Genomic DNA, 25,896 nt, shown 5'->3' on the forward strand with positions numbered 1-25,896 from the left:
GATCGCGCAGGATTTTGTTTTGTAGGGGGATTTTGTGAAAGAGTGGCGTAGTTATTCATACGCCCGACTGAACAAAATTTCCCTACGAAGCAAAAGACCAGCGAGGGCGCGCGAATTTATGAAACATCCGGGTTGACATAGATTTCAGCATTTTCGATGCAACACATAGTGAGTCCGCGCGATCCGCGGACTCCATCCTAAGAATAGGACTGGTATGCACGCTTTGGGCAAATATCCTCATAAACGCATGCGACGCATGCGGCACGACGAGTTTTCCCGTCGTATGATGCGCGAAACCCTGCTGACGCCGGCCGACCTTATTTACCCGGTGTTTGTCCTGGACGGCAATAGCCGCAGCGAGAAGGTTGCCTCCATGCCTGGGGTGATCCGGCAAACCCTGGACAAGCTTCTTCATCAGGCGGAAGAATGCGTCAAGCTCGGCATCCCGGCTCTGGCGATTTTCCCGGTGATCGATCTGCCCCTCAAAAGTCTGGATGCGGCTGAAGCACATAATCCAGAAGGCCTGGTACCCCGCGTGGTGCGCGCCCTGAAACAGCGTTTTCCGGAGTTAGGCATTATCACCGACATTGCGCTCGACCCCTACACCAGCCATGGCCAGGACGGGCTGATCGACGGCAACGGCTACGTTTTGAATGACGAGACCGTGGCTGTATTGGCAAAGCAGGCGCTCACTCACGCCGAGGCCGGCGCCGATGTGGTCGCCCCATCGGATATGATGGATGGACGCATCGGCGCGATACGCAACGCGCTCGATGCTCATAATCATATCCATACCCGGATTCTGGCTTATTCCGCCAAATACGCCTCGAGCTTTTACGGGCCGTTCCGCGACGCGGTCGGCTCCGCCGCCAATCTGGGGACGGGCAACAAATATACCTACCAGATGGATCCGGCCAACAGCGATGAAGCCCTGTGGGAAATCGGACTGGACCTCGAAGAAGGGGCCGATATGGTGATGATCAAGCCCGGCATGCCCTATCTCGACATCGTTCGACGCATCAAGGACACCTACCAGGCACCCACTTTTGTTTACCAGGTTAGCGGCGAATATGCCATGCTCAAAGCGGCCGCCCAGAATGGCTGGCTAGATGAGAAGGCCTGCGTGCTGGAGGCCTTGCTGGGATTCAAGCGCGCCGGCGCGGACGGGATCCTGACCTACTTTGCACTGGATGCGGCGAACTGGCTCAAGGAAAGCTAAATGGAGTGATGGTCGAAAGGTTTTCATCACCCATCACCCTACGAATTATTGCCGGTCCAGTTCCATGGCCCTTCTCTCCCGCTCCACTTTGATAATGTAACGCTGAATCATGGACTGCATATTGGCCGACAAGTTGACGAACTGACAGCCTGCCCGCCTGGTTTTCAACCCGTTTCTTAAAGTCACTTCGAACACGTTCCGTATTTCCAGGGTCGCCACAATATTGCCGATCTCGGGCAAAACCAGGCTGCATCCATTGAATATCATTCCCGGTTCAACGACAGCATCTGCCGGCGGGAGAACCACGCTCACTCCGCCGATGCTGATGTCTGCAACCACCATTTCAACCTTGCGCTGGCCTTCCATTAAGATGATACATTTCAACGGGTTGGCTATAGGCGTCGTCACCCGATAATATTCCCGCCGCTGCAGCTTGATCAATGACTTGGGAAGCTCGATCCTGAACACATCCCGGCCTTCGCGCCGGGCCTTTTCTATCCAGCGGCCGACAAACTGAACCTTGACCTTGTCATGGGCCGTAACGAAAATAATTTTTTCACTATCGAGAATTTTTTTGTTGAACACTTCGTTAGCGCCCAAATCCAGAAAAACAAGCTCCTCGTCCGGGTCTATGGCGATGATGGATGTCAGTATGAAACTTTCGCCGCGATTAAAATAAGCGCTTACCAGCTCGGTCTTTTCCATCGCTGCGCGAAGTATGTAGACAATCTCTTTCTTCCAGCTAACCGTAAAACTGCTGGCGTCGTCTTCGTCGGCAACCGATAAGCCCCGGGACGAATTTGGGGTGGGATTCACCATGTCGCCCCACTAGAAACTGCAGAAAGAATGTCATTTTGACACCCCGCAAGGATTGCCCATAAATTTATATGGCAAGAGTGCGGGCAGGAAGGCAATGAAGGTGTCATAAAATTTTAGCTCTAAGCTTTTAGAAAAACAAAAACGCAAAATCCTTTTACTATGCGCAGCAGGCAAAAGTGCACTTGAAAGTATAAGGGCATTATCCCTCTTCAAGCAATGCCTCGACCTGCCTGGCATGCGCGCGCGCATTTTTTTCAGCATGGCCGTGCGGAATTTGGCGTATGTCCTTCGTGGCAAAAACCGTAACATTAATTTCTGCGGGGCCCTCCCGCAAGGTAAAGACAGGAAGGGAGCGCTCTTCACCCCCGAAATGGAGATGTTTTTCGCCGCTTTTATAGGACATCTGCCTGGCCAGTAGAAACAATTCCACCTCCTTGGCGCTATCCGTGAACAACTGCAGGTTAATGTCCGAGTGGCGGGTCGCCGTGCCATTCAAAACCGAACCGGTAAGATAAGGATGGAACGGCTCCAGCAGGCGCATCGCCTTCAATGCCTGCTGCCGCAACTGACGCAAACGCACACTTTGCTCATCCCGCTGGTAAAGAGCCTGATAATCCCTTAAGGCTCGCTCCACTTCGTCATTATCAGGCAGGTTGTGGGTGTCCGGCGCACCTATCTGGCGAGCGGCCTTGTGCTTGGCCAAGGCATAATTCTGAAGACCGTCCTCCGCAAGAATGCGAGCCGCTTGGTGCGCAATTCGCTCACGCATTCGGAGATTCGCCGCTTTTTCTCTCTCCCGATACAGCTGGGCGGGCTTTTCTCCCAAGTCTTTAGGTAGGGTCATCCGGTCTTGGCAATTCAGAACAATTGATCCTTAACCTCTTCTGCAGACTTTCCGCCACCGCCAAAGAAGCCTTCGAATAAGCCGGTTTGCTCGGCCGGAATATTTTCCTGATAAAAATATTCTAAAATTCCCTCACTCCCTGCGGGAACACGGCGTCCGCTTTGTGGGTTGATCTTGACTGTCGCCACACCTTCCGGCACCACCAGATCTGTTTCCGGCACGCCTTTCAGCGCCTTGCCCATATAACCCATCCAGATCGGCAACGCCGCCTGCGCACCTGTTTCGGCTCCGCCCATGGAACGAGGCTGATCAAAGCCGATCCAGGCAATTGCCACCAGGCCCGGGCTGAAACCCGTGAACCAGGCATCCACCTGATCATTGGTGGTTCCGGTCTTTCCGGCGAGATCCTGACGCTTCAGTTGCATGGCGCGCGCACCGGTACCAAAACGTACCACATCGCGCATCATGGAAGTCATGATAAACGCATTACGCGCATCGATCGCGCGCTCAGCATCATCGCCAGCACGCTTGGGTTTGGCCTGCACCAGCAGAGTCCCGCGTGCATCGACAATCCGGTCGATCAAATAAGGCTGCGTACGGTAGCCCCCGTTGGCAAACACCGAGTAAGCCGCGGCCATTTGCATAGGGGTTACCGATCCCGCCCCTAGTGCCATAGTCAGGTAGGGCGGGTGCTTCTCTGGCGAAAAGCCGAAACGGGCGATGTAATCCTGTGCATACGATGGGCCGATAGACTGCAACACCCGGATAGAAACCAGGTTCTTCGACTTGGTCAGGGCGGTGCGCAATCGAATCGGGCCGGCATAATCACCCTCGAAATTTTTCGGCTCCCAGACCTGGCCACCGGTTTGGGCAGCATCCACAACGATGGGGGCATCATTGATGACGGTTGCGGCGGTCAAGCCTTTTTCCAGCGCCGCCGAGTAGATAAACGGCTTGAAGCTCGAACCCGGCTGACGCCACGCCTGTGTGACGTGGTTGAATTTACTGCGGTTGAAATCGAACCCTCCGACCAGAGCGTGAATCGCACCGTCCTGAGGCACCACCGAGACCAGCGCCGATTCGACTTGCGGCAGTTGTAAAATCTGCCACCCCACCTTGTCATCCTTCTGGACGCGAATCAGCGCCCCTCGGCGCAGCCGTGTTTTCGGGCTGGCATTGTCACTCAGGGTTTTAAGCACGAATTTCAGGCCTTCGTTGCTAATCTGGACAGTTTCACCCCCCTTGATGTAGCACTTTACCCGCTTCAAACCCGCCTCCAGAACGATCGCCGGCACCAGGCCGTTACTTTCATCCGCATCCGCCAAAGCGTCTTCCAGCAGTTCATCAAGATTTGCCGTTCTAACCGGCAGCTCAACAAAACCCTCCGGCCCACGGTAGCCATGGCGGCGGTCATAATCCAGCACGCCCTGGCGCAACGCCTGATAGGCGGCCTCCTGGTCCGCCTTGCGCAGCGTGGTGTAAACTTTCATACCGCTGCTGTAAATCGCCTCCTGATAGCGCTCGAACATCGCCTGCCTGACCATTTCCGCCGCATAATCCGCCTTGACCTCTGTATTATGCACTTCACGCTTCACCGCCAGAGGCTGCGCCAGAGCGGCCTGATATTCCGTATCGGTAATGTATTTGAGATCATGCATGCGGCGCAGGACATACTGCTGCCGAATTTTTGCCCGCTTCGGGTTAACCACAGGGTTGTAGCGCGAGGGCGCCTTGGGGAGTCCCGCCAGCATCGCAACCTCTGCCACGGTCAATCGTTCAAGCGGGCGCCCGAAGTAGGTCTGGGCAGCAGCGGCGAAACCATAGGCGCGCTGCCCCAGATAAATCTGGTTAACATAAAGTTCGAGGATTTGGTCCTTGGATAAATAGTGTTCGATTTTCAGCGCAAGCAGCGCCTCGCTGAATTTGCGAGTCAGCGTTTTCTCTCCGGACAGGAAAAAATTTCGCGCCACCTGCATCGTAATCGTGCTCGCGCCTTCCCGGGCGCCGCCAGCGGTCAGATTCGCCAGGGCTGCGCGCACCACCCCCATGTAATCCACCCCGCCATGACTATAGAACCTGTCGTCCTCTGCAGCCAGAATCGCTAGCCGCATCGGCTTGGGCACGTCCCCAATCTTGATCAGCGCACGCCGCTCCTCGCCAAACTCGCCAATCAACGCGCCCTCCGCGGTATAAACGCGCAGCGGGATTTTGGGCCGGTAATCGGTCAGCACCTCCAGCGAAGGGAGGTCAGGGTAGGCCAGAATTCCCGCCAGCATGATCGCAGCAGAAAAAATAAGGCCTAAGGCCGAGAAGGCCAACAGCGGATATCGCCACCAACGTGAGTTCATCAAACGCTTTCTAACTTTAATTTAATATCAGAGCCAATTGACATAAATTACTTAAGGGGAGGATTATAGGCGCACTGGCTCGACAAAAGAAACGCCAAAAAAATACTTTACACGCTCAGCACTTGTTGCTAGCATTTAATGTAAATTATACGCATACGCACATAACCGGCCAATATTGAAAAGGAAATTCGTTGCAGCTCGACTTCAATTTGAATCTCGATTTCCTGCAGGCAAAATCTCCGCCTCTCATCGGCGTTGATATCAGCACTTCATCCATCAAGATGGTCGAACTCAGCGATGCCGGTAAAGGCTTGTACCGTATCGAGCGCTATGCGATCGAGCCCCTGGCAAAAGATGCGGTTGCAGACGGCAACATCGCAAACCTCGAAGCGGTTTCGGAAGCCATTAAACACGCCTGGCGCCAAATGGGAACGCGGACCAAAAACGTTTCTCTGGCTTTACCTGCGGCGGCCGTCATCACCAAAAAAATCATTGTTGCTGCCGGACTGAGTGAAAATGAACTCGAGATGCAGGTGGAAAGCGAAGCCAACCAGTATATTCCTTTCGCTCTGGACGAGGTCAACCTGGATTTTCAAGTGTTGGGCCCCGTTCCAAACAATCCGGAGGAAGCCGAGGTTTTAATCGCGGCATCACGCAAGGAAAAAGTTGAGGATAGGGTCGCCGCTATCGAAGCAGCCGGACTAAAAGCGCTGGTCATGGATGTGGAATCTTACGCGACCCAAACCGCCTATGAGCTGATCGCCCCGCAACTGCCTAATGCCGGACAGGATCAGACCATTGCCCTCATCGACATCGGCTCCGCCATGATGCATGTCAACGTGCTGCTCAACAACCAGTCGGTTTACATGCGCGAGCAAACTTTCGGCGGAAATCAGCTGACCCAGGAAATCCAGCGCCGTTATAGCCTGTCGGCGGAAGAAGCCGAAATTGCGAAACGCAACGGCGGCCTGCCGGAAAACTATGGGACCGAAGTACTTCAACCCTTTTTAGACTCGCTCGCGCTGGAAGTGGCGAAAGCACTGCAGTTTTTCTTCTCTTCAACCCAGTTCAACCGGGTTGACCATATTCTGCTGGCGGGTGGATGCGCCATGACCCCTGGCGCGGACGAAGCCGTTTCGCAACGCACCCAGGTCCGCACCTCCGTTGCCAATCCTTTTGCCAACATGGCGATCTCTTCGCGCGTCAAACCCCGCCAATTGGCGCAGGACGCACCGATATTACTGATTGCCTGCGGCCTTGCCATGCGAAGGTTCGATCAATGATCCGCATCAACCTGTTACCCCATCGCGAGCAAAAACGAGCCGCACGCCAGCGCGAGCTTGCCTTTATGGCAGGCGCCGCTTCGGTACTGGGCTTGCTGATTGTATTTATGGTTCATACCATACTGGGCACCCAGATAGAAAATCAGGGGGCACGAAATAACTTTCTGGAAACGGAAATCAAGAAACTCGATGACCAGATTGCAGAAATCAAAGTCCTGAAAGAACAAACGCAAGCCATGCTGGCTCGCAAGCAAGTGGTGGAAACCCTGCAGAGCAATCGCTCGTCAGTCGTCTATCTGCTTGACCAACTAGTACGCCAATTACCTGACGGGGTGTATCTCAAAGCAGTCAAACAAAGTGGCAATAACATTAGCCTGCAAGGGTATGCGCAATCCAACGCAAGAGTAGCCACATTGATGCGCAGCCTGGAAGCCTCCCCCTGGCTGCAGACCCCAAATTTGATCGAGGTCAAAGCCGCCACAATAAACAACCTGCGTGCCAGCGAATTTTCCTTGAACGTCAAACTTGTCCCGCCAGCGGCCGCCGCCGACAAGGACAAGGTGGAGGGCAGCGCCAAGCCCAAGGATAAAAAAGCATGAATCTGGACGATTTCAAAAAACTCCATCCGAAAGACATTGGCAACTGGCCAATAGTTCCGAAAGCGCTTGCGCTATGCGGACTGTTCATACTAATCCTTTTCGCCGGATACTGGTTCGACTGGCAAAACCAGCTTGCCGACCTGGATATCGCCAAAGAAAAAGAATCGCAACTACGCGAAACCTTTATCTCGAAGAAAAAACAGGCTGTCAATCTGGATACATACCGCCGACAGCTCAAAGATCTGGAACAGGCTTTCGGCGCGCTGATCAAACAACTGCCCAACAAGGCTGAAATGGATGCGCTCCTGACGGACATCAACCAAGCCGGCCTGGGACGCGGACTGGAATTTGAACTGTTTCGACCCGCAGATAATGAAACCTTATCCGGGTTTTACGCTGAGCGACCCATTTCCATACGCGTAACCGGCAATTATCATGACCTCGGAGCCTTTGCCAGCGATGTTTCACGCCTACCGCGCATCGTCACCCTAAATGAAATCAATATCACCCCCAGCGGCCAGACATTGACCATGAGCGCCGTTGCAAAAACCTACCGCTACCTTGATGAAAACGAACTCGCAGCGCAGAAAGCTGCGCAGAGAAAATCTGCCAAGGAGGCCAAGAAGTGAGGCCCACCCACCTTTTTTTAATTCTAGCCAGTCTTGGCCTTTCGGCCTGCAGCGGGGATGGCTTGGATGATTTGAAGCGATTCATCAACGAGTCCGGGGAAGGATTGCGTGGCAAGATTGAACCCTTGCCGGAAATCAAGCCTTATGAATCTTTCGCCTACACTGCTTTCGACTTGCCTGACCCTTTCAAGCCACGCAAATTACAACCAGGTCAAGGCGGCGGACTCCAGCCTGATCTCAAGCGCAACAAAGAAGAACTAGAAAAATATCCGCTTGAGAACCTGAAGATGGTCGGCTTTCTGGAACAAAACAAGGTCAGATATGGCTTGATAAGAACCTCTGACGGCACTCTGCACAGGGTCAAAATTGGTGAGCACATGGGGCAAAATTTCGGCATGATCACTAAAATTACGGAGAACGAAATTGTCATGACAGAAATCGTTCAGGACAGCACCGGGAATTGGGTCGAGCAAAACACCCGCATTAATCTGGCCAGCGCGCCAGGCCAAAAGTAAAACAAAAGTAAAAGAGGCCGCCATGAACACTATTAAATCGACATTTCGTTTTTCTCTCCAGGCCGCCTGCCTGATCACGCTGTTCCTTGCCAGCAGCCACGCGGCTGTCGAGCCTCGTGGCGCCAATCCGGAAACTACCCAGATGCCGCAAAACAGCATCGAAAGCGTGGATTATTCTGCCCTTCAAAGTGGCAAATTATTGATCACCCTGAAGCTGAAGCACGCCCTGAAAAATCCGCCTGCCGGGTTTGCCGTCAACAATCCGCCGCGAATTGCGCTGGATCTTCCGGATACGGCCAACGCATTGGGGAAAAGCAATATCGATGTCGGTGAAGGCGTATTGCGTAACCTGAATATTGTTCAGTCAGGTAGCCGCACCCGGCTGGTCTTCAATCTGGCTAGGCCCGCCGGCTATGAAACCAAGATTGCCGGAAACACCCTTTTGATCACTCTGCAGGGTACCGAAGCCACCGGAGTGACCTCAAATATGAGCGCGAAATTTGCCGAAGCTCTCCCCGGCACACAAAAACATTCTCTGCAGGACGTCGACTTCCGCCGCGGCAAAGGCGGTGAAGGCCGGGTCGTTGTCGACCTTTCCGATGCAAATACCGGTATTGATATCCGCACCGAAGGCAAATCCATCGTAGTGGAATTTATCAATGCCACCCTCCCACGCAACTTGGAGCGCAAGCTCGATGTTGTGGATTTCGGCACGCCGGTGCAAACAGTCAGTACCTTTGCTCATGGTAACAATGCCCGCATTGTGATCGAACCCAAGGGGCTGTGGGAACACTCCGCATATCAAACCGACCGCCAGTTCATTCTGGACATCAAACCGATTATTGAAGATCCTAGCAAACTGGTGCAAGGAACAAAGACCGGCTACAGCGGTGAGAAGCTTTCCCTCGACTTCCAAAATATTGAAACCCGCACGTTGCTTGCGGTCCTTGCAGATTTTGCCGGAATGAATGTCGTTATCAGCGATTCCGTCAGAAGCTCCACCACCCTTCGCCTGAAGGACGTTCCCTGGGACCAGGCCCTGGATATTACCCTTAAGCAATCGGGATTAAGCATGCGCAAATCCGGCAATGTCATCATGATTGCCCCCAGCGAGGAGCTTGCTACCAAAGAAAAACTGGATCTGGAAGCAAGGCAACAGATTTCTGAACTGGAACCGGTGCGGACGGAAACCTTCCAGCTTAAATACACTAAGGCCGAGTCCTTCCAGAAGATCCTTACAGACGACAAACAGAAAATCCTTTCTAAACGCGGCAGCGCCGTCTGGGATCCGCGTACCAACATGCTCTTTGTCCAGGACACCCCGGCCAAGCTGGAAGAAGTCCGGAAATTGATCAACCGGATCGATATTGCGGTCAGGCAAGTAATGATTGAAGCGCGCATTGTTGAGGCAAACGACACTTTCAGCCGAGCACTGGGGGCTCGCCTCGGCTTTCACGATATGGGGGGGCAAGGCTTTCCGCTAACCGGGGATGCACGCGCAGTCATCGGGGGCAATCTGAATGACACTGGGTTCCACACCGGTCAAAGTTCAACAACTCCTGCCTGGCCCAACGACTCCATGAATGTCAGCCTGCCCGCAAAAAGCGCCGCTGGCACAGCCGGGGTCTTGTCCCTGCTCCTGTTTAAATCGAATGCGACCCGCTTTCTGAATCTTGAACTGTCAGCGCTGCAAGCGGATGGCAAGGGGAAGATCATTTCCAACCCGCGCGTGCTCACGTCCGACCAGTCAGAGGCTCTCATCGAGGATGGCACCGACATCCCCTACGTGGTAACCACCGCCAACATGTCCACCACGACATTCAAGAAGGCCGTGCTGAGCCTGAAAGTGAAGCCGCAAATCACGCCTGACGACAATATCATCATGGACCTGAAGGTCAGCAAGGACAGCCGAGGTGAAAACACCGTCGCAGGCCCGGCTATCAATACCAAGCAGATTACCACTCAGGTGCTGGTGGAGAATGGCGGGACAGTGGTAATCGGCGGCATCTTCAACCAGGAGGAAGCCAGCACGGTGACTAAGGTGCCACTGCTCGGCGATATTCCAGTTCTCGGCTTTATGTTCAGAAACACCGACAAACGTAATGACAAGAGAGAACTACTGGTTTTTGTCACCCCCAAGATTCTCAAGGAAAGCCTCAACCTGAGATAGGGCCTCGAATGGGCTTGTTGGAACGTTAGCTGCACCAAGCTCCCTTTTTTCCGCTAAAATGCCTGTCACGATGACAACCCTTAAAGGGAACGAGTGACAGGCAATATTTTTTTAATCGGGCTGATGGGCGCAGGCAAAACCACCGTAGGCAAGCTGATCGCCAGGCACCTCAACAGGCCCTTTGTCGACTCCGACCATGAAATCGAAAAGCGCACCGGGGTCAATATTCCCCTGATTTTCGAGTTGGAAGGAGAAGCGGGTTTCCGTACCCGTGAAGCGGCGGTTATCGAGGAGCTTACCGGACAAAAAAACATCGTGCTGGCGACCGGGGGCGGCGCGATATTGAGCCGCCGAAACCGGGACAACCTCCGCCGCAACGGCACGGTGATCTACCTGCGCGCAAAGGTGGAGGACCTGTGGCAACGCACCCGTCACGACAAAAACCGTCCCCTGCTGCAAACCGCCGAACCTCTGGCAAAACTAAAAGAGCTTTTTACGCAGCGCGACCCCTTGTACTGTGAAATCGCGGACATCATTGTGGACTCGGGAGCACAAAGCGTCCATGCACTGGTTCACCAGATCGAAGAACAGCTGAAACAGCTCGAATCAAAACAAGCGCCTCTCACCATTGCCCCTTCCCCCTCGCAGGGGGAAGGTTGGGATGGGGGTAAAAAGTCTCGATAAAGATGCTGTATCAATAAAATCACCCTCTCACCCCCATCCTAGCCTTCCCCCTAAAAGGGGGAAGGAACTGGATCGGTGGTTATTTTGACATTATTGTTTCAACTTAAGCCGTTACCACAACCCATGCAAACCCTTACCGTAGACTTGAACGAGCGCGCTTACCCGATTCACATCGGCACCGCCCTGCTGACGCGCCCCGAATTGATTCTGCCTCATCTGGCCCGCAAGCAGGTTGCCATCGTCACCAACACTACGGTAGCGCCGCTGTATCTGGATGCATTGAGTAAACCGCTGGCGGCGGAAGGTGTGGATATCGTGACTATCATCCTGCCCGATGGGGAGGAATACAAAAACTCGGATACGCTAAACCTGATCTACGACGCCCTCCTGACGCGACATTGCGAGCGTAAGACCACCCTGATCGCCTTGGGTGGGGGCGTCATCGGCGATCTCACCGGCTTTGCCGCCGCCACCTACCTGCGTGGTGTACCTTTCATCCAGATTCCAACCACATTGCTGGCACAGGTGGATTCCTCGGTGGGCGGGAAAACCGGGATCAACCACCCGCTGGGGAAAAACATGATCGGCGCCTTCTACCAGCCCAAGCTGGTACTGGCCGACACTTCCACCCTGAGCACCCTGGCCGACCGCCAACTCTCCGCCGGCCTGGCCGAAGTGATCAAATACGGCCTGATCCGCGACCTGCCTTTTTTCGAGTGGCTGGAGCAAAACATTGACAAGCTGCTGGCGCGCGACCCTGAGGCGCTGGCTTATGCCATCAAGCGCTCCTGCGAGAACAAGGCGGAAGTGGTCATCGCCGATGAACACGAAGGCGGCGTCCGCGCCCTGCTCAATCTGGGGCATACTTTCGGTCACGCCATAGAAGCCGGTATGGGTTACGGTAACTGGCTCCACGGCGAGGCCGTTGCCGCCGGCACTATGCTCGCGGCAACCTTGTCACAGCGACTGGGCTGGATCAGCGAAGCCGAGGTGTGCCGCATCCGTACGCTGTTCGAACGCGCCAGGCTGCCCGTCAGCGCACCCGATCTCGGGGTGGATGCCTATCTGGAGCACATGGCGATAGACAAGAAAGTGGAAAACGGCAAAATGCGCTTCGTGCTGCTAAAAACGATAGGCACAGCGGTGATCACCGCCGATGTCACGGAACAGGTGTTGCGGGAAACCCTGCTTGAAACCACCCGCCATGCCTGAGGGCCTCGCCCCCTACGCGGCCTTGTCGGAAACCTCGCGAGGCCGCCGCTTCCCTGAATCGGTGCCCGGCGGGCGCAGCGAATTTCAGCGCGACCGTGACCGCATCATTCACTCCACCGCCTTTCGCCGGCTCGAATACAAGACCCAGGTGTTCGTCAATCACGAAGGCGACCTGTTTCGCACGCGACTGACACACAGCCTGGAAGTGGCGCAAATCGGACGAACCATCGCCCGCAATCTGCGCCTCGACGAGGATCTGGTGGAAGCTATCGCGCTGGCCCACGATCTCGGTCATACGCCTTTCGGCCACGCCGGTCAGGATGAACTCAACGGCTGCATGAAGGACTACGACGGCTTCGAGCACAACCTCCAGTCCCTGCGCGTAGTGGATATGCTGGAGGAGCGCTATGCTGAATTCGACGGCCTTAATCTGACCTTCGAAACCCGCGAGGGCATCCTCAAGCACTGCTCTCCCCACAACGCCGAAGCCCTGGGCCAGGTGGGCGAACGCTTCCTGCACGACAAACGCCCATCACTGGAAGCCCAGGTGACCAATCTCGCCGACGAGATCGCCTACAACAATCACGATGTCGACGACGGCCTGCGCTCCGGCCTGATCACTTTGGAACAGTTGGCCGAGGTCAGCCTTTTCGCCCGCCACCTCAAAATAGTGCGCGAACTTTATCCCGACCTGGCCGACCGGCGCCTGATCCATGAAACTGTGCGCCGCATGATCAATACCCTGGCACTGGACCTGATCAGCCAAAGCACGGAAAACATCACTGCCGCCGCCCCCAGATCCATTGGCGACGTGCGTGAAGCACCGCCCCTGATCGCCTTCAGCCCAACGATACGGGAGGAGCAACAGGAATTGAAGCGCTTCCTGCACGCCCAGCTTTATCGCCACTACCGCGTCATGCGCATGAGCAGCAAGGCGCGGCGCATCATCCGCGAACTGTTCCAGGCTTTTCTCGACGACGCTCGCCTCCTGCCGCCGCAATACCAGGAAAAAGCCCAACAGGACAAGCCTCGCGCCATTGCCGACTACATCGCCGGCATGACTGACCGCTACGCCATCCGGGAGTACCGGCGCCTGTTCACAGTGGAAGAAACCTGAAGAGCGATTCTAGCCCGGATATTTCGTAAAATTGCACGCGCCCTCGCTAGTCTTTTGTTTCATTTTGAGTTTTGTTCACCCGCATGGAGTGTCCCCGCCGGGCTCTCGCCGCTACGCGCCGACCACGGCGAGACAGTCGGGCGTATGCATAACTAGCCCCTCTTTCACAAAACGAAGTTTCAGTGAAGGCTAACCTTCAGGTTATGCCGTAACTAACATCCCCATACAAAACCAAAACCTGCGCGATCATCACGCGAATTTATGAAATATCCGGGCATAGAAAATGCCACGCCATCATTGCATGGGGGCAAAGGGGCTCTGCATGCTGTTCAGATAACTTGACAATGCTGGAGGCGTTATCTAGTCTGAAGTTGTAATTTGGTATTCCAAGCAGGTATCAGGCCTCCTTACAAAAGGTAATCCAAATGAACTCTCCACAACACACCAATACTGCGAGATGGCTGGCTTGCTTTGCTTTCGCATTTTCCATTCTTACCCTTGGCGGTTGCGCCGGCACTGCACATCAGCCCATCTCCGCAACAGACATCCCTCCCCCCGCGCATGACTACCTGGTCGGCCCCGGGGACAGCGTGAATATCATCGTGTGGCGCAACCCGGAAGTCTCAATGACAGTGCCGGTCCGTCCGGATGGCAAAATCACGACCCCGCTGGTGGAGGACCTGCCGGCCAGCGGCAAGACCTCAAGCCAACTGGCGCGAGACATCGAGAAAGCCCTGGCCAAATACATCCAGGAGCCGGTTGTAACGGTCATAGTTACCGGATTTGTCGGGCCATATGACGAGCAAATCCGGGTCATCGGCCAGGCAGCAAGACCGCAGGCACTACCTTACCGCAAGGACATGAGTCTGATGGATGTTCTGATTGCAGTGGGAGGAATCACTGATTTTGCAGCCGGCAACCAGGCCAGCATCATACGCAGCATCAGCGGAACACAGCAGCAGTTCGCCGTCCGGCTGAACGACCTGATCAAGGACGGCGACATGTCAGCCAATGTTCCCATGCGTCCGGGAGATGTTCTGGTTATACCTGAAAGCTTTTTTTAACTCCCCGGCCCCCATTTTCCTGGCCTTCTCTTTTAGCGCGCCTCGCTCGCCAGGGCAGAGATAATTAAAAAATGCTAATGGATTGGGCGGAAATGAATGAAATTCCGCCATCGGGCTTCCAGGCCTGATGACGGCACAAAGGCCACGGACAGATGTTTTGCTTTTGCTGAATAGCCGGGGTAAAAACAAGGAGAGTTCAAGATGCAAGAACTGATGGCCCAGTTGCTTTCCCATTTGAAGGGGATATGGAAATATCGCTGGTATGCGGTAATAGCCGCCTGGATCGTTGCCTTGGCCGGGTGGATTACGGTGTACAAGTTACCTGACCGTTATGAGGCCTCGGCAAGGATTTACGTGGATACCCAGAGCATCTTGAAGCCGTTGATGTCGGGAATGACAACCACGCCCAACCTGGAACAGCAAGTCTCAATCATGAGCCGTACCCTGTTCAGTCGCCCGAACGTGGAAAGGGTCCTGCGCATGGTTGATCTGGACATCAAGACAAGCACGGCGAAGGATCGGGAGCAGCAGATCAAGGGGCTGATGGACGAGATCAAGATAGCTACGGCCGGCCGGGATAACCTCTATACCATTTTGTACAGCAACGAAAACCCCAAACTCGCGAAAGACGTGGTCCAGTCATTTTTGACCATCTTTGTCGAGGGCAGCCTCGGGGACAAGAAGCAGGACTCGGCGTCGGCAGTTCACTTCATCGAACAGCAGATCAAGGATTATGAGGAGAAGCTGGTCGCCACCGAAAATGCTCTGAAGGAGTTCAAGCGGAAGAACGTTGGGCTGCTGCCCCGTGAAGGCGGGGATTATTTTGCGAAGCTGGCTGAAACCTCGGAGAGTCTCAATCAGGCAAGACTGGAGTTGCGGGAAGCCGAGAATGCGCGCGATGCCATCAAGAACCAGATGACTGACGAAGAACCCGTCCTGATGGCAGGTCAGGACCCGGCTGCCGCGGCTTCAAACCCGGAAGCGGTCTCGAATCCGGAAATAGACGCTCGCATCCAGGCCCTGAACAAGAATCTGGATGCACTTCGCCTGAACTTTACCGAACAGCACCCGGACATCGTTGCTGCCAAGCGTCTGATTGCTCAGCTTGAGGAACGCAAGAAGGAAGAGGCCAAGCTGAGAAAGCACAGCGCCGACCCCGGGAAAAATTATAGCCCCATGCTGCAACAGCTCAATGTTGCGCTAGCGGAGGCCGAAGCCAGGACGGCTTCCATGAGGGCTCGCGTGGCAGAATATTCTGCCCGCTATAATCACCTGAAGGCCCAGATCAATGCAATACCCCAGGTGGAAGCGGAATTTACCCAGCTTAACCGCGACTATCTGGTCAACAAGGGCAACTACGAAAAACTGCTTGAACGCCGGGAAAGCGCAAAAATGTCTGGCGAAATGGCCACTACAACTGAGATGATGACATTCAAGATCATTGATCCGCCGATGGTTCCGCAAATCCCCACCTCTCCGAACCGTTTTAGACTGGTCTCCCTGGCGTTTCTGGGCGCCTTGCTGGCCGGAATCGGGACTGCGTTCCTGATGAGCCAAATCCGGCCCACCTTCCAGAGCCAGGGCGCCCTGCGGGAGATAAGCGGCTTCCCGGTATTGGGCACGGTGAGCATGATTTGGACGGACCAGGAAATGATCAAGCGAAAAAAGGGAGTTTATGCCTTCGGCCTCTCTTTGCTATTTTTGTTGGGTTTATATGGCGCGTTGTTGGCGAAGGCACTCAAAAACATGCCGCCGTTTTGAATTCAACCATTCTAGCCACAGGACTAGTCCGGAGATTCAGCACAAAGCGTCCAAAACAACAGGATTGGCGACTAGGGAATGGACACCATCGGGAGGCGGCGTGAGCATTATTGAAAAAGCAGCAGGCAAGCTCGACCAGATCGAAAAAGGGGAAAAGCCCCCCCCGCATGAGGCCACGGCGAAGCACCCATCGGGAGGCGGCGTGAGCATTATTGAAAAGGCAGCAGGCAAGCTCGACCAGATCGAAAGGGGGGGAGCATCCTCTTCAGTGGAAATGGCGCCGGAGATGCCAAAACATCCAGACCAAACGGTCGCCAGTGGGGGCGGAGAGGGCGAAGCCGGGATCGACCCGACTCTTTCGTCAGGAGGACAGGTGTCAAAACAGGGCATGATCAATCTGGCGAAATTACGCCGGTTGGGCATGATCATTCCTGATGGGGAAAGAACACAAATCGCCGAGGAATTCCGCTTGATCAAGCGCCCATTGATCAAGAATGCCTTCAACCAGGGCGCCGAGCCGGTCAACAACGCCAATCTGATCATGGTCACCAGCGCCCTTGCCGGGGAAGGAAAAACCTTCTGCGCCGCCAACCTGGCGATGAGCATCGCGATGGAAATGGATCACACGGTTCTTCTGGTGGATGCCGATGTGGCCCGGCCCGCGATACCCGATTACCTCGGATTGGAGACCGGGCGCGGCTTGATGGATGTGCTTCTCGACGACAAGCTTGATCTGGCTGACGTCCTGATCAGAACCAATGTCGAAAATCTCGCCATCCTTCCAGCCGGAAGCAGGCACAAGCGTGCAACCGAACTGCTGGCGAGCCAGGCCATGAGCGACCTGCTCAGGGAAATTGCACGTCGTTACCCCGACCGCATTGTCATATTCGACTCCCCTCCTTTGCTGCTTGCCAGCGAGGCGCATGTGCTGGCAAGCCAAATGGGGCAGATTGTCCTGGTGGTGGCGGCTGAAAGCACAACCCAGCAAGCGATCAAGGAAGCGCTCCGGCAAATTGAAACATGCGATGTCGTTAATCTGATTTACAACAAGGCCAGGGCATTCACCGGCGGGGAGTATTATGGTCACTATGGCTAAAGCGCCTGAATGCGGCACCTGCCATAGGCTTTCGTTTCCTGCAATCTGCTCCATCACCACGGCAATGCTGCTTGTGTACTCTCATGCAGGCGCTGCAGAATGGAAATTTACCCCCAGTCTCGCCCTGATAGAGACCTATACCGACAATGTGGCATTGGCGCCACCAGGGCATGAGAAGAGCGAATTCATTACCCAGATCAATCCCGGCATATCCTTGATGGGCACCAGCCCCCGGTTGAAGCTCAACGCCAATTACGTAATGCAGAATCTTGTGTACGCGGAGGATAGCAGCCGAGACACGATGAATCACATATTGAACGCCGACGCCAATGCGGAACTGGTTGACAACTTGTTATTTCTGGATGGGCGAGCCGCGATCAGCCAGCAAAACATTTCCCTGTTGGGTCCGCAGGCGGCTGACAACACCAATATCACCGGAAACCGCACCGAGGTAAGGACCTATACCGTCAGCCCCTATCTGCGCCATAGCTTCAGCAACTATGCCTCAACCGAGATTCGCTATGCTCATGACGAAGTCAGCACTGGCGGCAGCGGGTTGTTGAATACCCAGACGGACCGCATCCAGCTCGGCCTGAATAGCGGATCGGCCTTTAGAACTTTGGGCTGGGGCTTGAACTACAGCAATGGAAAAACCAGCTATGGAAATACCGCCAACACCAGCATCCAAGACATCGACACGGAAGTCCTTTCCGGCAGTCTTCGCTACTCGGTCACCCCGAAATTCAGACTGACAGCCACCGGAGGCTACGAAAAAAATAACTATATCTCGGTCGGGGCAAAGCCCGAAGGTTCCTTCTGGTCCGCCGGCTTTTCCTGGGCGCCCAGCGCAAGGACAAGCATCGATGCCAGCGCGGGGCGAAGATTCTTTGGTGACACCTATTCGCTCGCGGCCAGCCATCGCACTCGCCTGACCGCTTGGAGCCTGAATTACAGCGAGGACATTACCTCTACCCAATCCCAGTTCCTGATCCCCGTCACGATAGACACCGCTAGTTTCTTGAACCAGTTATGGGCCGCCACGATACCCGATCCAGTCATCCGGCAGCAAACTGTTGACGCCTTCATACAGGGCAACGCGCTTCCCCCGGCCCTAGCGCAATCCGTAAATTACTTTACCAACCGCTTCTTTCTGCAAAAACGCCTGCAGGCATCTGTTGCGGTGACGGGTACAAAAAACACGCTCGTACTCAGCCTGTTCAGCGTGTCGCGCGACGCGCAGACCGCACAAGCCCAAGACAGCGCCTTGTTTGGCAGTTCCATCCTGGCGCTGACCGACAGAACCAAACAGGTGGGCGGCACCGCTTTCTGGAACTGGCGGATAGACCCACGCACCAGCGCCAACATTAACGCTGTGTATGCAAGAAACACCTACCCCTCTCTGGGCAGAACAGACAATGACAAGACCATCCGGCTCAGCCTGACCAGACAGTTCCAGCCCAAGCTCAGCGGCTCGGTTGAATTGCGGCGGCTGCAGCGGGACTCCAGCCAGGACGGCGGCGATTATAGGGAGAACGCCCTGATCGCCTCCCTATTCATGAGATTCTAGCGGGCTCTCGGCATGTATGAATCGTTCTACGGCTTAAGCGCCAAGCCATTCCAGCTGAAGCCCGACCCGAATTTCTTCTTCGGCAGCAAAGGCCATAAGCGCGCCATGGCCTACCTGGAATACGGTCTGGCCCAAGGGGAGGGCTTCATCGTCATCACCGGCGAAGTCGGGGCGGGCAAGACCACCCTGGTGCGCAACCTTTTCCGCAAGATGGAAACGGAAAAGATATTGGCGGCGCAACTGGTGAGCACCCACCTCGGTTCGGATGACACTCTGCGCATGGCTGCGGCCGCCTTCGGCCTCCCCTTCAAGGACGCGAGCAAGGCCGACCTTCTGACTGATCTCGAGGGGTTCCTTCGGCTGTGCGACCGCCAGGGGAAACGTGCCCTCCTGGTGGTGGACGAGGCGCAGAACCTTGCTCCCAGCGCGGTGGAAGAATTGAGGATGCTTTCCAACTTCCAGACCGTCGACAAATCCTTGCTGCAAACCTTCCTGCTCGGTCAACCTGAGTTCAGGAAAACCCTAAATGGCAGTGAGATGGAACAATTGCGGCAAAGGGTGATAGCCACTTATCATCTGGGGCCGATGGATGCCTCGGAAACCAGGTCGTATATCGAGCACCGGCTGAGCACTGTTGGCTGGCGCGGCGACCCTTCCTTCGGTGAGGACGCCTTTGCTGCCATTTACGACTACACGACCGGCATTCCCAGAAAGATCAATACCCTGTGTGACCGCCTGTTGCTGATGGGCTGCCTGGAAGAACTGCACGATTTTGGCAGCTCAGAGATCAACGAAGTCATTCGCGATATTCAGCAGGAGTTTGATCTTCCCGTCTCGGGAGCCGACGCCCAAATCACTTCCGCCACCGTGCCGGACAAAGCGGAAACCCGCATCCGCCTGGAAAACATGGATGAAAGGCTTGCCAAAATGGAGAACTCCGTCATCTCGGTGCTGGAACTGCTCAAACAGATTCTCTCCTTGCCCAGAGTAAATAAGGAACTTTCGAAAAGAAGATAGTCAATGCAAATACCCACGTCAGGAGTCCAAACTCTGGGCAGCATCCTTTGCGTCGTGGGTGCGCGCCCGAACTTCATGAAAATGGCCCCGATCATGGCCGCACTGGGGGATCTCAGGCCACTGCCGGCCTTGAGTCTGGTTCACACCGGCCAGCATTATGACGCAGCCATGAACCACCAGTATTTCGAGGCGCTCGGCATCCCGCAACCGGATATCAATCTGGGGGTGGGTTCCGGGAGTCACGCAATTCAAACCGCAGAGGTCATGCGCCGCTTCGAGCCAGTGCTGGATGCCAAGCCGCCTTCCGCTGTACTGGTGGTCGGCGACGTGAACTCCACCCTGGCCTGCGCCTTGGTGGCGGCAAAGAAGGGGGTCCCCGTGATTCACGTCGAGGCTGGCCTGCGCAGCTTCGACCGTGCCATGCCGGAGGAAATCAACCGGATATTGACCGACCAGATATCCGACCTGCTCTTTATCACCGAAGTTAGCGGACGCGCAAACCTGTTGCGGGAGGGGATAGCCGAATCGCGCATCCACTTTGTCGGCAACGTCATGATCGACACCCTGCGCCGCAACCTGGAAAGGGCCGTCCCTCTGTCCCAAATCCTGAAAGACGCTGGCCGAGAGGATTTCCTGGGCGGCGATGCCGGCTATGCCGTCCTCACCCTGCACCGACCCTCCAACGTGGACGATCCCGCCATCCTGCGCACCCTGCTGGAGACCGTCCTGAAAATCAGCCGCAGGTTGCCGGTCATCTTCCCGATGCATCCGCGCACTCGCACCATGATCGAAAGGTCTGGCCTGGAAGAGGTGCTGGACGTTCCCGAACTGCTGCTGCTACCGCCCATGGGTTATCTGGAAATGCTGGGATTGATGAAGGATGCCCGTGCCATGCTGACCGACTCGGGCGGCATCCAGGAGGAAACCACGGCCCTTGGCGTCCCGTGCATCACGCTGAGGAACAACACGGAAAGGCCGATCACGGTGGAACAGGGAACCAACACCATCGCCGGCCAGGACCCGGAAAGGATACTGGCAGCTTTCGAGGATATCCTGCACAGCGGCGGCAAGGCAGGCAGGGTCCCTGAATTCTGGGATGGCCAAGCCTCGACACGCATCGCGGAGGCAATTCGCGGATGGCTGGAGAATGGTTCGCGGAGCTGACCGTCATGCAGAAACCTTCCGGGAAGTCCCCGACGGCTCCAGCGTTGATCCGCAATGCGATGACCATCGACGTGGAAGATTACTTCCAGGTCTCGGCCTTTGCTCCCCACATCCTGCGCGAGCACTGGGACAGCTTGCCGTGCCGGGTGGAGCGCAACATCGACATCGCACTGGCATTGCTGAATGAAGGTCGCGCGCACGCCACCTTCTTCACTCTGGGCTGGATCGCCGAGCGCTACCCCGCCTTGGTGCGGCGCATCGTAGACAACGGCCATGAACTCGCCAGCCACGGCTATGGTCATCACCGCGTCAATGAGCAAAGCCGGCACGACTTCGGCAAGGACATCGCACACGCCAAGAAACTGCTGGAGGACATCTCCGGCAGCCCGGTTATCGGCTATCGCGCCCCGAGCTTTTCCATCGGCGCTGACAATCTGTGGGCGCACGACGTGCTGCTGGAGGCGGGTTATCAATACAGCTCCAGCATTTATCCGATCCGGCACGACCATTACGGCATGCCCGAGGCGCCGCGCTTTGCCCACTACCCGCGCGGCGAGGGCGGCGTGCTGGAACTCCCCCCCACCACTGTGGCGCTGCTGGGCCGCAACCTGCCGGCGGCCGGCGGCGGTTATTTCAGACTACTACCCTATAAAGCGTCGCGCTGGCTCATACGCCGTGTCAACCGTCAGGAAGGCAAGCCCTGCATTTTCTACTTCCACCCGTGGGAGCTTGATCCAGACCAGCCTCGCCAACTGGGCATCTCGTCAAAAACGCACTTCCGCCATTACGTCAATCTGACACGCATGGAATCCCGCATTCAGGCGCTGTTACGGGATTTTCACTGGGACCGCATGGATCGCGTGTTCATGAAAGCAGAAACATGAACGGAAGCGCGGCGACCCCAACCGCACTGCAGGTGCGCGTGATGACGCCGGGCGACACCGCACGCTGGGATCAGTTCGTTTTCGGCTGCCCCGCAGCCACATTTTTCCACCGCGCCGGCTGGAAAGAAGTGATAGAGCGCGCCTTCGGCCACCACACCCACTTCCTGCTGGCCGAGGAGAACGGCGCCATCCAGGGCGTGCTGCCGCTGGCAGAAATCGACAGCAGACTATTCGGGCATTCATTATCTTCACTGCCGTTTTGCGCATACGGCGGCATCATCGCCAGCACGGAGCCGGCACGCCAGGCGCTGGACGAGGCGGCGCAAATGCTGGCCGCAAGTCTCAACGTGGACTTCCTTGAATACCGCAACATGGTGCCTTTTCACACCGAATGGCCGGGCAAGGACCTGTACGTCACCTTCCGCAAGACCATAGCTCCGGACGTGGAAGCCAACATGCTCGCCATTCCGCGCAAACAGCGCGCAATGGTGCGCAAGGGCATCCAGGCCGAGCTTGCCAGCGAAATCGATGACGGCGTGGAGCGGTTTTTTTCCGTGTTCGCGGACAATGTCCACCGTCATGGCACACCCGCGCTGCCCAAACGCTATTTCGCGCTGCTGCAAGAAATATTCGGCAACGATTGCGAAGTGCTGTCGGTGGTCAAGGACGGGCAGGTCTTGAGCAGTGTGTTGAGCTTTTATTTCCGCGACGAGGTACTCCCCTACTACGCCGGTGACACGTTGGCAGCACGCGATGTTGCAGCCAACGATTTCAAGTACTGGGAGCTGATGCGGCGCGCCTGCGAGCGCGGCATCAAGGTGTTCGACTATGGCCGCAGCAAGCGCGGCACCGGGCCATTCGACTTCAAGAAGAACTGGGGCTTCGAACCACAGCCGCTCTACTACGAATACCAACTGCACCGGGCCAGAGCGGTACCGGATCACAACCCGCTTAATCCTAAATATCAGTTTTTTATCAAGGCATGGCAAAAGCTTCCGCTGTCGCTGGCCAACCTGATCGGTCCCCATATTGTGAAGAATCTGGGTTAGGATAATGCCTGAAGAATTGCTGTATCTTACCCACCGCCTACCCTATCCGCCCAACAAGGGTGACAAGATACGTTCCTTCCATTTGCTCAGCCATTTGAGCCGGCACTACCGGGTGCATCTAGGTACTTTTGTGGATGACGAGGCTGACTGGCGGCACGTGGATACCACTAAATCGTTTTGCGGGGAAAGCCACTTCGCCAGGCTCAACCCATTCGCTGCGCGTTTGCGCAGCCTGTCTGGTCTGCTAACCGGCCAAGCGCTGACACTGCCTTATTACCGTAATCCCGGATTGCAACATTGGGTTAACGATCTACTTGCCAACCATCCAGTCAAGCGCGTCCTGGTTTTTTCATCGGCCATGGCCCAGTACGTAAGACAGGCCGATGGAATGCGCCGCGTCATCGATTTTGTCGATGTCGACTCCGACAAATGGAACCAGTATGCCGAAAGCAAACGCTGGCCGCTGTCGTGGCTCTACCGGCGAGAAGGAAAACTGTTGCGGCGCTATGAGCGTGAGGTAGCAAAGGAATTCGACGCATCGTTGTTCGTTTCCCGCGAGGAGGCGGAGCTGTTCAAGCAATTTGCCCCTGAAAGTGCAAACAAAACAGGCTATTTCGGCAACGGCGTAGACACCGACTACTTTTCGCCTGAGCGCGAATATCCCAATCCTTACCCGGAAGGTGAACACCCCCTGGTATTCACGGGTGCCATGGACTACTGGCCGAATGTGGACGCCGTGCGCTGGTTTGCCCAAGAAATTTTTCCCGCCGTGCATGCAGCATTTCCCCGAACCCGTTTTTGCATCGTCGGTTCCCGCCCGACTGCAGTGGTTCGTGAATTGGCACGATTGCCCGGGGTCACGGTAACCGGCACAGTAGCGGATATCCGGCCATACCTTGCTCACGCTCGGCTTGCGGTGGCGCCATTGCGTATGGCGAGAGGATTGCAGAACAAAGTGCTGGAAGCCATGGCCATGGCAAAAACCGTGGTTGCATCTCCCCAAGCAGCAGAGGGAATTCAGGCTGTTCAAGGCCATGAGTTGCATGTTGCCACCAACGCCCGGGGATTTGGACGGAAGATCCTGACGCTGCTGGCAGAAACGACGTGCGACCAGATGGGTAAAGCTGCGCGGGCTAGAATTCTGGCTGATTACGACTGGGATAGCAGTTTGGCGCAGGTGGATGCATTACTCGCAGAAACGCCAGCAACATGGGCATCACAGGAAACAAACCGCACCACCTCCCTCAAGGAAAAACAACCATGAAAGGAACTGACCCCCAAGCGATAACCACCGCCTCTGCTGCCCACATTGCCGGGCCTGTATTGTTGCCATGGAGGACGGCAACAATCCTGACGCTCGCCACCCTTACGGTCATTCTTGCCATATACCAGCAAACCGTGTTGTCCACCGTTGCCATCTGGCAACGATCCGAGACGTTTGCGCACGGTTTTCTGATATTCCCCATCAGCATCTATCTCATATGGACGAAGCGCAAGTCACTCGCCGAAATCACGCCTCGCCCGGATTCCCGCGGCTTGCTGGTCATGGCAGGATTGGGGTTCGGCTGGCTTTTTTCTGATGCCGGAAGCGTGCTGGTCTTCGCCCAGTACTGCCTGGTAGCCATGATCCCGGTGGCAGTATGGACACTTCTCGGGGCGCCGGTTGCACGTGCAATCGCATTCCCCCTCGGCTTCCTGTTTTTTGCAGTCCCGGCCGGAGAGTTCCTGATTCCCCACATGATGAATTTCACTGCCGACTTTGTCGTAGCTGCTCTGCAATTAACCGGCATTCCGGTTTATCGCGAGGGCACCTTTTTCGCGATACCCAGCGGACAGTGGTCAGTAGTGGAAGGCTGCAGCGGACTTCGCTATCTCATCGCCTCGTTCACCTTGGGCAGCCTGTATGCCTATTTGACCTACCGCAGCACGAAACGCAGACTGATTTTTGCCGCCCTGTCGTTGATTGTCCCGGTGATCGCAAACGGGATGCGCGCCTACATGATCGTGATGATCGCCCATTTGAGCGACATGAAGCTGGCACTGGGCGTTGACCATCTCATTTATGGCTGGATGTTTTTCGGTGTCGTCATGCTGCTGCTTTTCTGGATTGGCGCCCTCTGGCGAGAGGATCAGGAAGATCACCAGCCCGGCGAGGTCAGATCGACGATGGGTGCGGCTAGCACATCCATGCCGAGCCGCACGTTTGTCGTAGCGAGCATTGTAATCATCACCGTTGCCGCCCTGTGGCCTGCCTACGCAGCATATCTGGATAGCCGCCCGGTCAAAACCAGGGGACTATTGATCGAATTGCCCGATTCAATGAACGGGTGGGTCAAGCAAAATGCGACCCTTTCCGACTGGCAACCTCATTACATTGGGCCCGATGCACACACCCTGCAGACTTACCAGAAGGACGGCATGGCCGTCAGCCTGTATGTGGGCTACTACCGGACTCAACGCCAGGGTGCCGCACTGATCACTTCCCAAAACTACATGGTCACTCAAAAGCATCCGATATGGAGCAACGTAGGTGAAGCACATCGCGTGATTTCTCTGCGCAGCAGAAATGAAACCATCCAGCAGACTTTGCTGCGTGCACCCAACAAGCGCTTGCTGGTCTGGAGCTGGAACAGCCTGGCGGGCACTTATACCGTCAACCCCTATCTGGCAAAACTGCTTCTGGCAAAGGCCCGGATGCTTGGGCAGCAAGACGATGGTGCAGCAATCATTATCGATTCGCCCTATGAAGACACCCCGGAATCAGCGGCTTTGGCGCTGAAGGCATTTATTCAGGACATGCTTCCAGCCATCCAGGAAAGCATCGCCCATGTATCACGCCAATAAGCGGCAACATC

The 25,896-nt window shown here is 55.7% G+C and carries 22 protein-coding genes; 19 read left to right on the plus strand and 3 right to left on the minus strand.

Annotation, left to right across the window (positions count from 1 at the left end):
- Nucleotides 1–214: 214 nt before the first annotated feature.
- On the plus strand, nt 215–1,219 hold the full coding sequence (hemB, locus tag VMV64_RS16200; protein ID WP_325332211.1) for a porphobilinogen synthase: 1,005 nt from the start codon (nt 215–217) through the stop codon (nt 1,217–1,219).
- Nucleotides 1,220–1,264: 45 nt separating this feature from the next.
- On the opposite strand, the gene VMV64_RS16205 is transcribed toward hemB, so the two are convergent.
- The 3 genes from VMV64_RS16205 to VMV64_RS16215 all read right to left on the minus strand — a co-directional run bounded on the left by VMV64_RS16205 (nt 1,265) and on the right by VMV64_RS16215 (nt 5,230).
- Nucleotides 1,265–2,038, minus strand: coding sequence for a flagellar brake protein (locus tag VMV64_RS16205; RefSeq protein WP_325332213.1), 774 nt, complete (start codon nt 2,036–2,038; stop codon nt 1,265–1,267).
- 199 nt (nt 2,039–2,237) lie between these two features.
- On the minus strand, nt 2,238–2,741 hold the full coding sequence (locus tag VMV64_RS16210) for a hypothetical protein (RefSeq protein WP_325332215.1): 504 nt from the start codon (nt 2,739–2,741) through the stop codon (nt 2,238–2,240).
- Between the two features lie 155 nt (nt 2,742–2,896).
- Nucleotides 2,897–5,230, minus strand: coding sequence for a penicillin-binding protein 1A (locus VMV64_RS16215; protein WP_325332217.1), 2,334 nt, complete (start codon nt 5,228–5,230; stop codon nt 2,897–2,899).
- 191 nt (nt 5,231–5,421) lie between these two features.
- On the opposite strand from VMV64_RS16215, the gene VMV64_RS16220 reads away from it, so the two are divergent.
- The 18 genes from VMV64_RS16220 (at nt 5,422) to xrtA (ending at nt 25,885) form a co-directional block, all read left to right on the plus strand.
- Entirely contained in the window at nt 5,422–6,513 is a 1,092-nt protein-coding gene (locus VMV64_RS16220) for a pilus assembly protein PilM (RefSeq protein ID WP_325332219.1), read from the plus strand.
- Entirely contained in the window at nt 6,510–7,112 is a 603-nt protein-coding gene (locus tag VMV64_RS16225; RefSeq protein WP_325332221.1) for a PilN domain-containing protein, read from the plus strand. The genes VMV64_RS16220 and VMV64_RS16225 overlap by 4 nt, the downstream gene beginning before the upstream one ends.
- Complete coding sequence (locus VMV64_RS16230; RefSeq protein WP_325332223.1) at nt 7,109–7,741, plus strand: type 4a pilus biogenesis protein PilO; 633 nt, start codon at nt 7,109–7,111, stop codon at nt 7,739–7,741. The genes VMV64_RS16225 and VMV64_RS16230 overlap by 4 nt, the downstream gene beginning before the upstream one ends.
- Entirely contained in the window at nt 7,738–8,256 is a 519-nt protein-coding gene (locus VMV64_RS16235) for a pilus assembly protein PilP (RefSeq protein ID WP_325332225.1), read from the plus strand. The genes VMV64_RS16230 and VMV64_RS16235 overlap by 4 nt, the downstream gene beginning before the upstream one ends.
- Nucleotides 8,257–8,278: 22 nt before the next feature.
- Complete coding sequence (gene pilQ, locus VMV64_RS16240) at nt 8,279–10,426, plus strand: type IV pilus secretin PilQ (RefSeq protein WP_325332227.1); 2,148 nt, start codon at nt 8,279–8,281, stop codon at nt 10,424–10,426.
- Nucleotides 10,427–10,519: 93 nt separating this feature from the next.
- Nucleotides 10,520–11,110: a shikimate kinase AroK gene (aroK, locus tag VMV64_RS16245; RefSeq protein ID WP_325332229.1), complete on the plus strand. Its 591-nt coding sequence runs from the start codon at nt 10,520–10,522 to the stop codon at nt 11,108–11,110.
- 123 nt (nt 11,111–11,233) lie between these two features.
- Nucleotides 11,234–12,322: a 3-dehydroquinate synthase gene (gene aroB / locus VMV64_RS16250; protein WP_325332231.1), complete on the plus strand. Its 1,089-nt coding sequence runs from the start codon at nt 11,234–11,236 to the stop codon at nt 12,320–12,322.
- A complete protein-coding gene (locus VMV64_RS16255; RefSeq protein ID WP_325332564.1) occupies nt 12,315–13,439 on the plus strand; it encodes a deoxyguanosinetriphosphate triphosphohydrolase in 1,125 nt (374 codons plus the stop codon). Before aroB ends, VMV64_RS16255 begins: the two co-directional genes overlap by 8 nt.
- Nucleotides 13,440–13,864: 425 nt before the next feature.
- Nucleotides 13,865–14,503, plus strand: coding sequence for an XrtA/PEP-CTERM system exopolysaccharide export protein (locus tag VMV64_RS16260; protein ID WP_325332233.1), 639 nt, complete (start codon nt 13,865–13,867; stop codon nt 14,501–14,503).
- Between the two features lie 201 nt (nt 14,504–14,704).
- Nucleotides 14,705–16,264 (plus strand): XrtA system polysaccharide chain length determinant, encoded by a 1,560-nt coding sequence (locus tag VMV64_RS16265; protein ID WP_325332235.1) that lies wholly within the window; start codon nt 14,705–14,707, stop codon nt 16,262–16,264.
- 100 nt (nt 16,265–16,364) lie between these two features.
- Nucleotides 16,365–17,360: an XrtA-associated tyrosine autokinase gene (locus tag VMV64_RS16270; RefSeq protein WP_325332237.1), complete on the plus strand. Its 996-nt coding sequence runs from the start codon at nt 16,365–16,367 to the stop codon at nt 17,358–17,360.
- Nucleotides 17,353–18,927 (plus strand): TIGR03016 family PEP-CTERM system-associated outer membrane protein, encoded by a 1,575-nt coding sequence (locus VMV64_RS16275; protein ID WP_325332239.1) that lies wholly within the window; start codon nt 17,353–17,355, stop codon nt 18,925–18,927. Before VMV64_RS16270 ends, VMV64_RS16275 begins: the two co-directional genes overlap by 8 nt.
- Before the next feature lie 12 nt (nt 18,928–18,939).
- The gene (locus VMV64_RS16280; protein ID WP_325332241.1) at nt 18,940–19,944 is read left to right on the plus strand and encodes an XrtA/PEP-CTERM system-associated ATPase; all 1,005 of its coding nucleotides are present in this window, start codon (nt 18,940–18,942) and stop codon (nt 19,942–19,944) included.
- A gap of 3 nt (nt 19,945–19,947) precedes the next feature.
- Nucleotides 19,948–21,108, plus strand: coding sequence for a non-hydrolyzing UDP-N-acetylglucosamine 2-epimerase (wecB, locus tag VMV64_RS16285; RefSeq protein ID WP_325332243.1), 1,161 nt, complete (start codon nt 19,948–19,950; stop codon nt 21,106–21,108).
- A gap of 5 nt (nt 21,109–21,113) precedes the next feature.
- Entirely contained in the window at nt 21,114–21,992 is an 879-nt protein-coding gene (locus VMV64_RS16290) for an XrtA system polysaccharide deacetylase (RefSeq protein ID WP_325332245.1), read from the plus strand.
- A complete protein-coding gene (locus VMV64_RS16295) occupies nt 21,989–23,041 on the plus strand; it encodes a FemAB family XrtA/PEP-CTERM system-associated protein (protein ID WP_325332247.1) in 1,053 nt (350 codons plus the stop codon). The genes VMV64_RS16290 and VMV64_RS16295 overlap by 4 nt, the downstream gene beginning before the upstream one ends.
- A 4-nt stretch (nt 23,042–23,045) precedes the next feature.
- The gene (locus tag VMV64_RS16300; RefSeq protein ID WP_325332249.1) at nt 23,046–24,305 is read left to right on the plus strand and encodes a TIGR03087 family PEP-CTERM/XrtA system glycosyltransferase; all 1,260 of its coding nucleotides are present in this window, start codon (nt 23,046–23,048) and stop codon (nt 24,303–24,305) included.
- Nucleotides 24,302–25,885, plus strand: a complete 1,584-nt coding sequence (xrtA, locus tag VMV64_RS16305) for an exosortase A (protein WP_325332251.1) — start codon at nt 24,302–24,304, stop codon at nt 25,883–25,885. The genes VMV64_RS16300 and xrtA overlap by 4 nt, the downstream gene beginning before the upstream one ends.
- Nucleotides 25,886–25,896: the final 11 nt, after the last annotated feature.

Origin of the sequence: Sulfuricella sp. (assembly GCF_035531155.1) — a bacterium.
Lineage (GTDB): Bacteria > Pseudomonadota > Gammaproteobacteria > Burkholderiales > Sulfuricellaceae > Sulfuricella.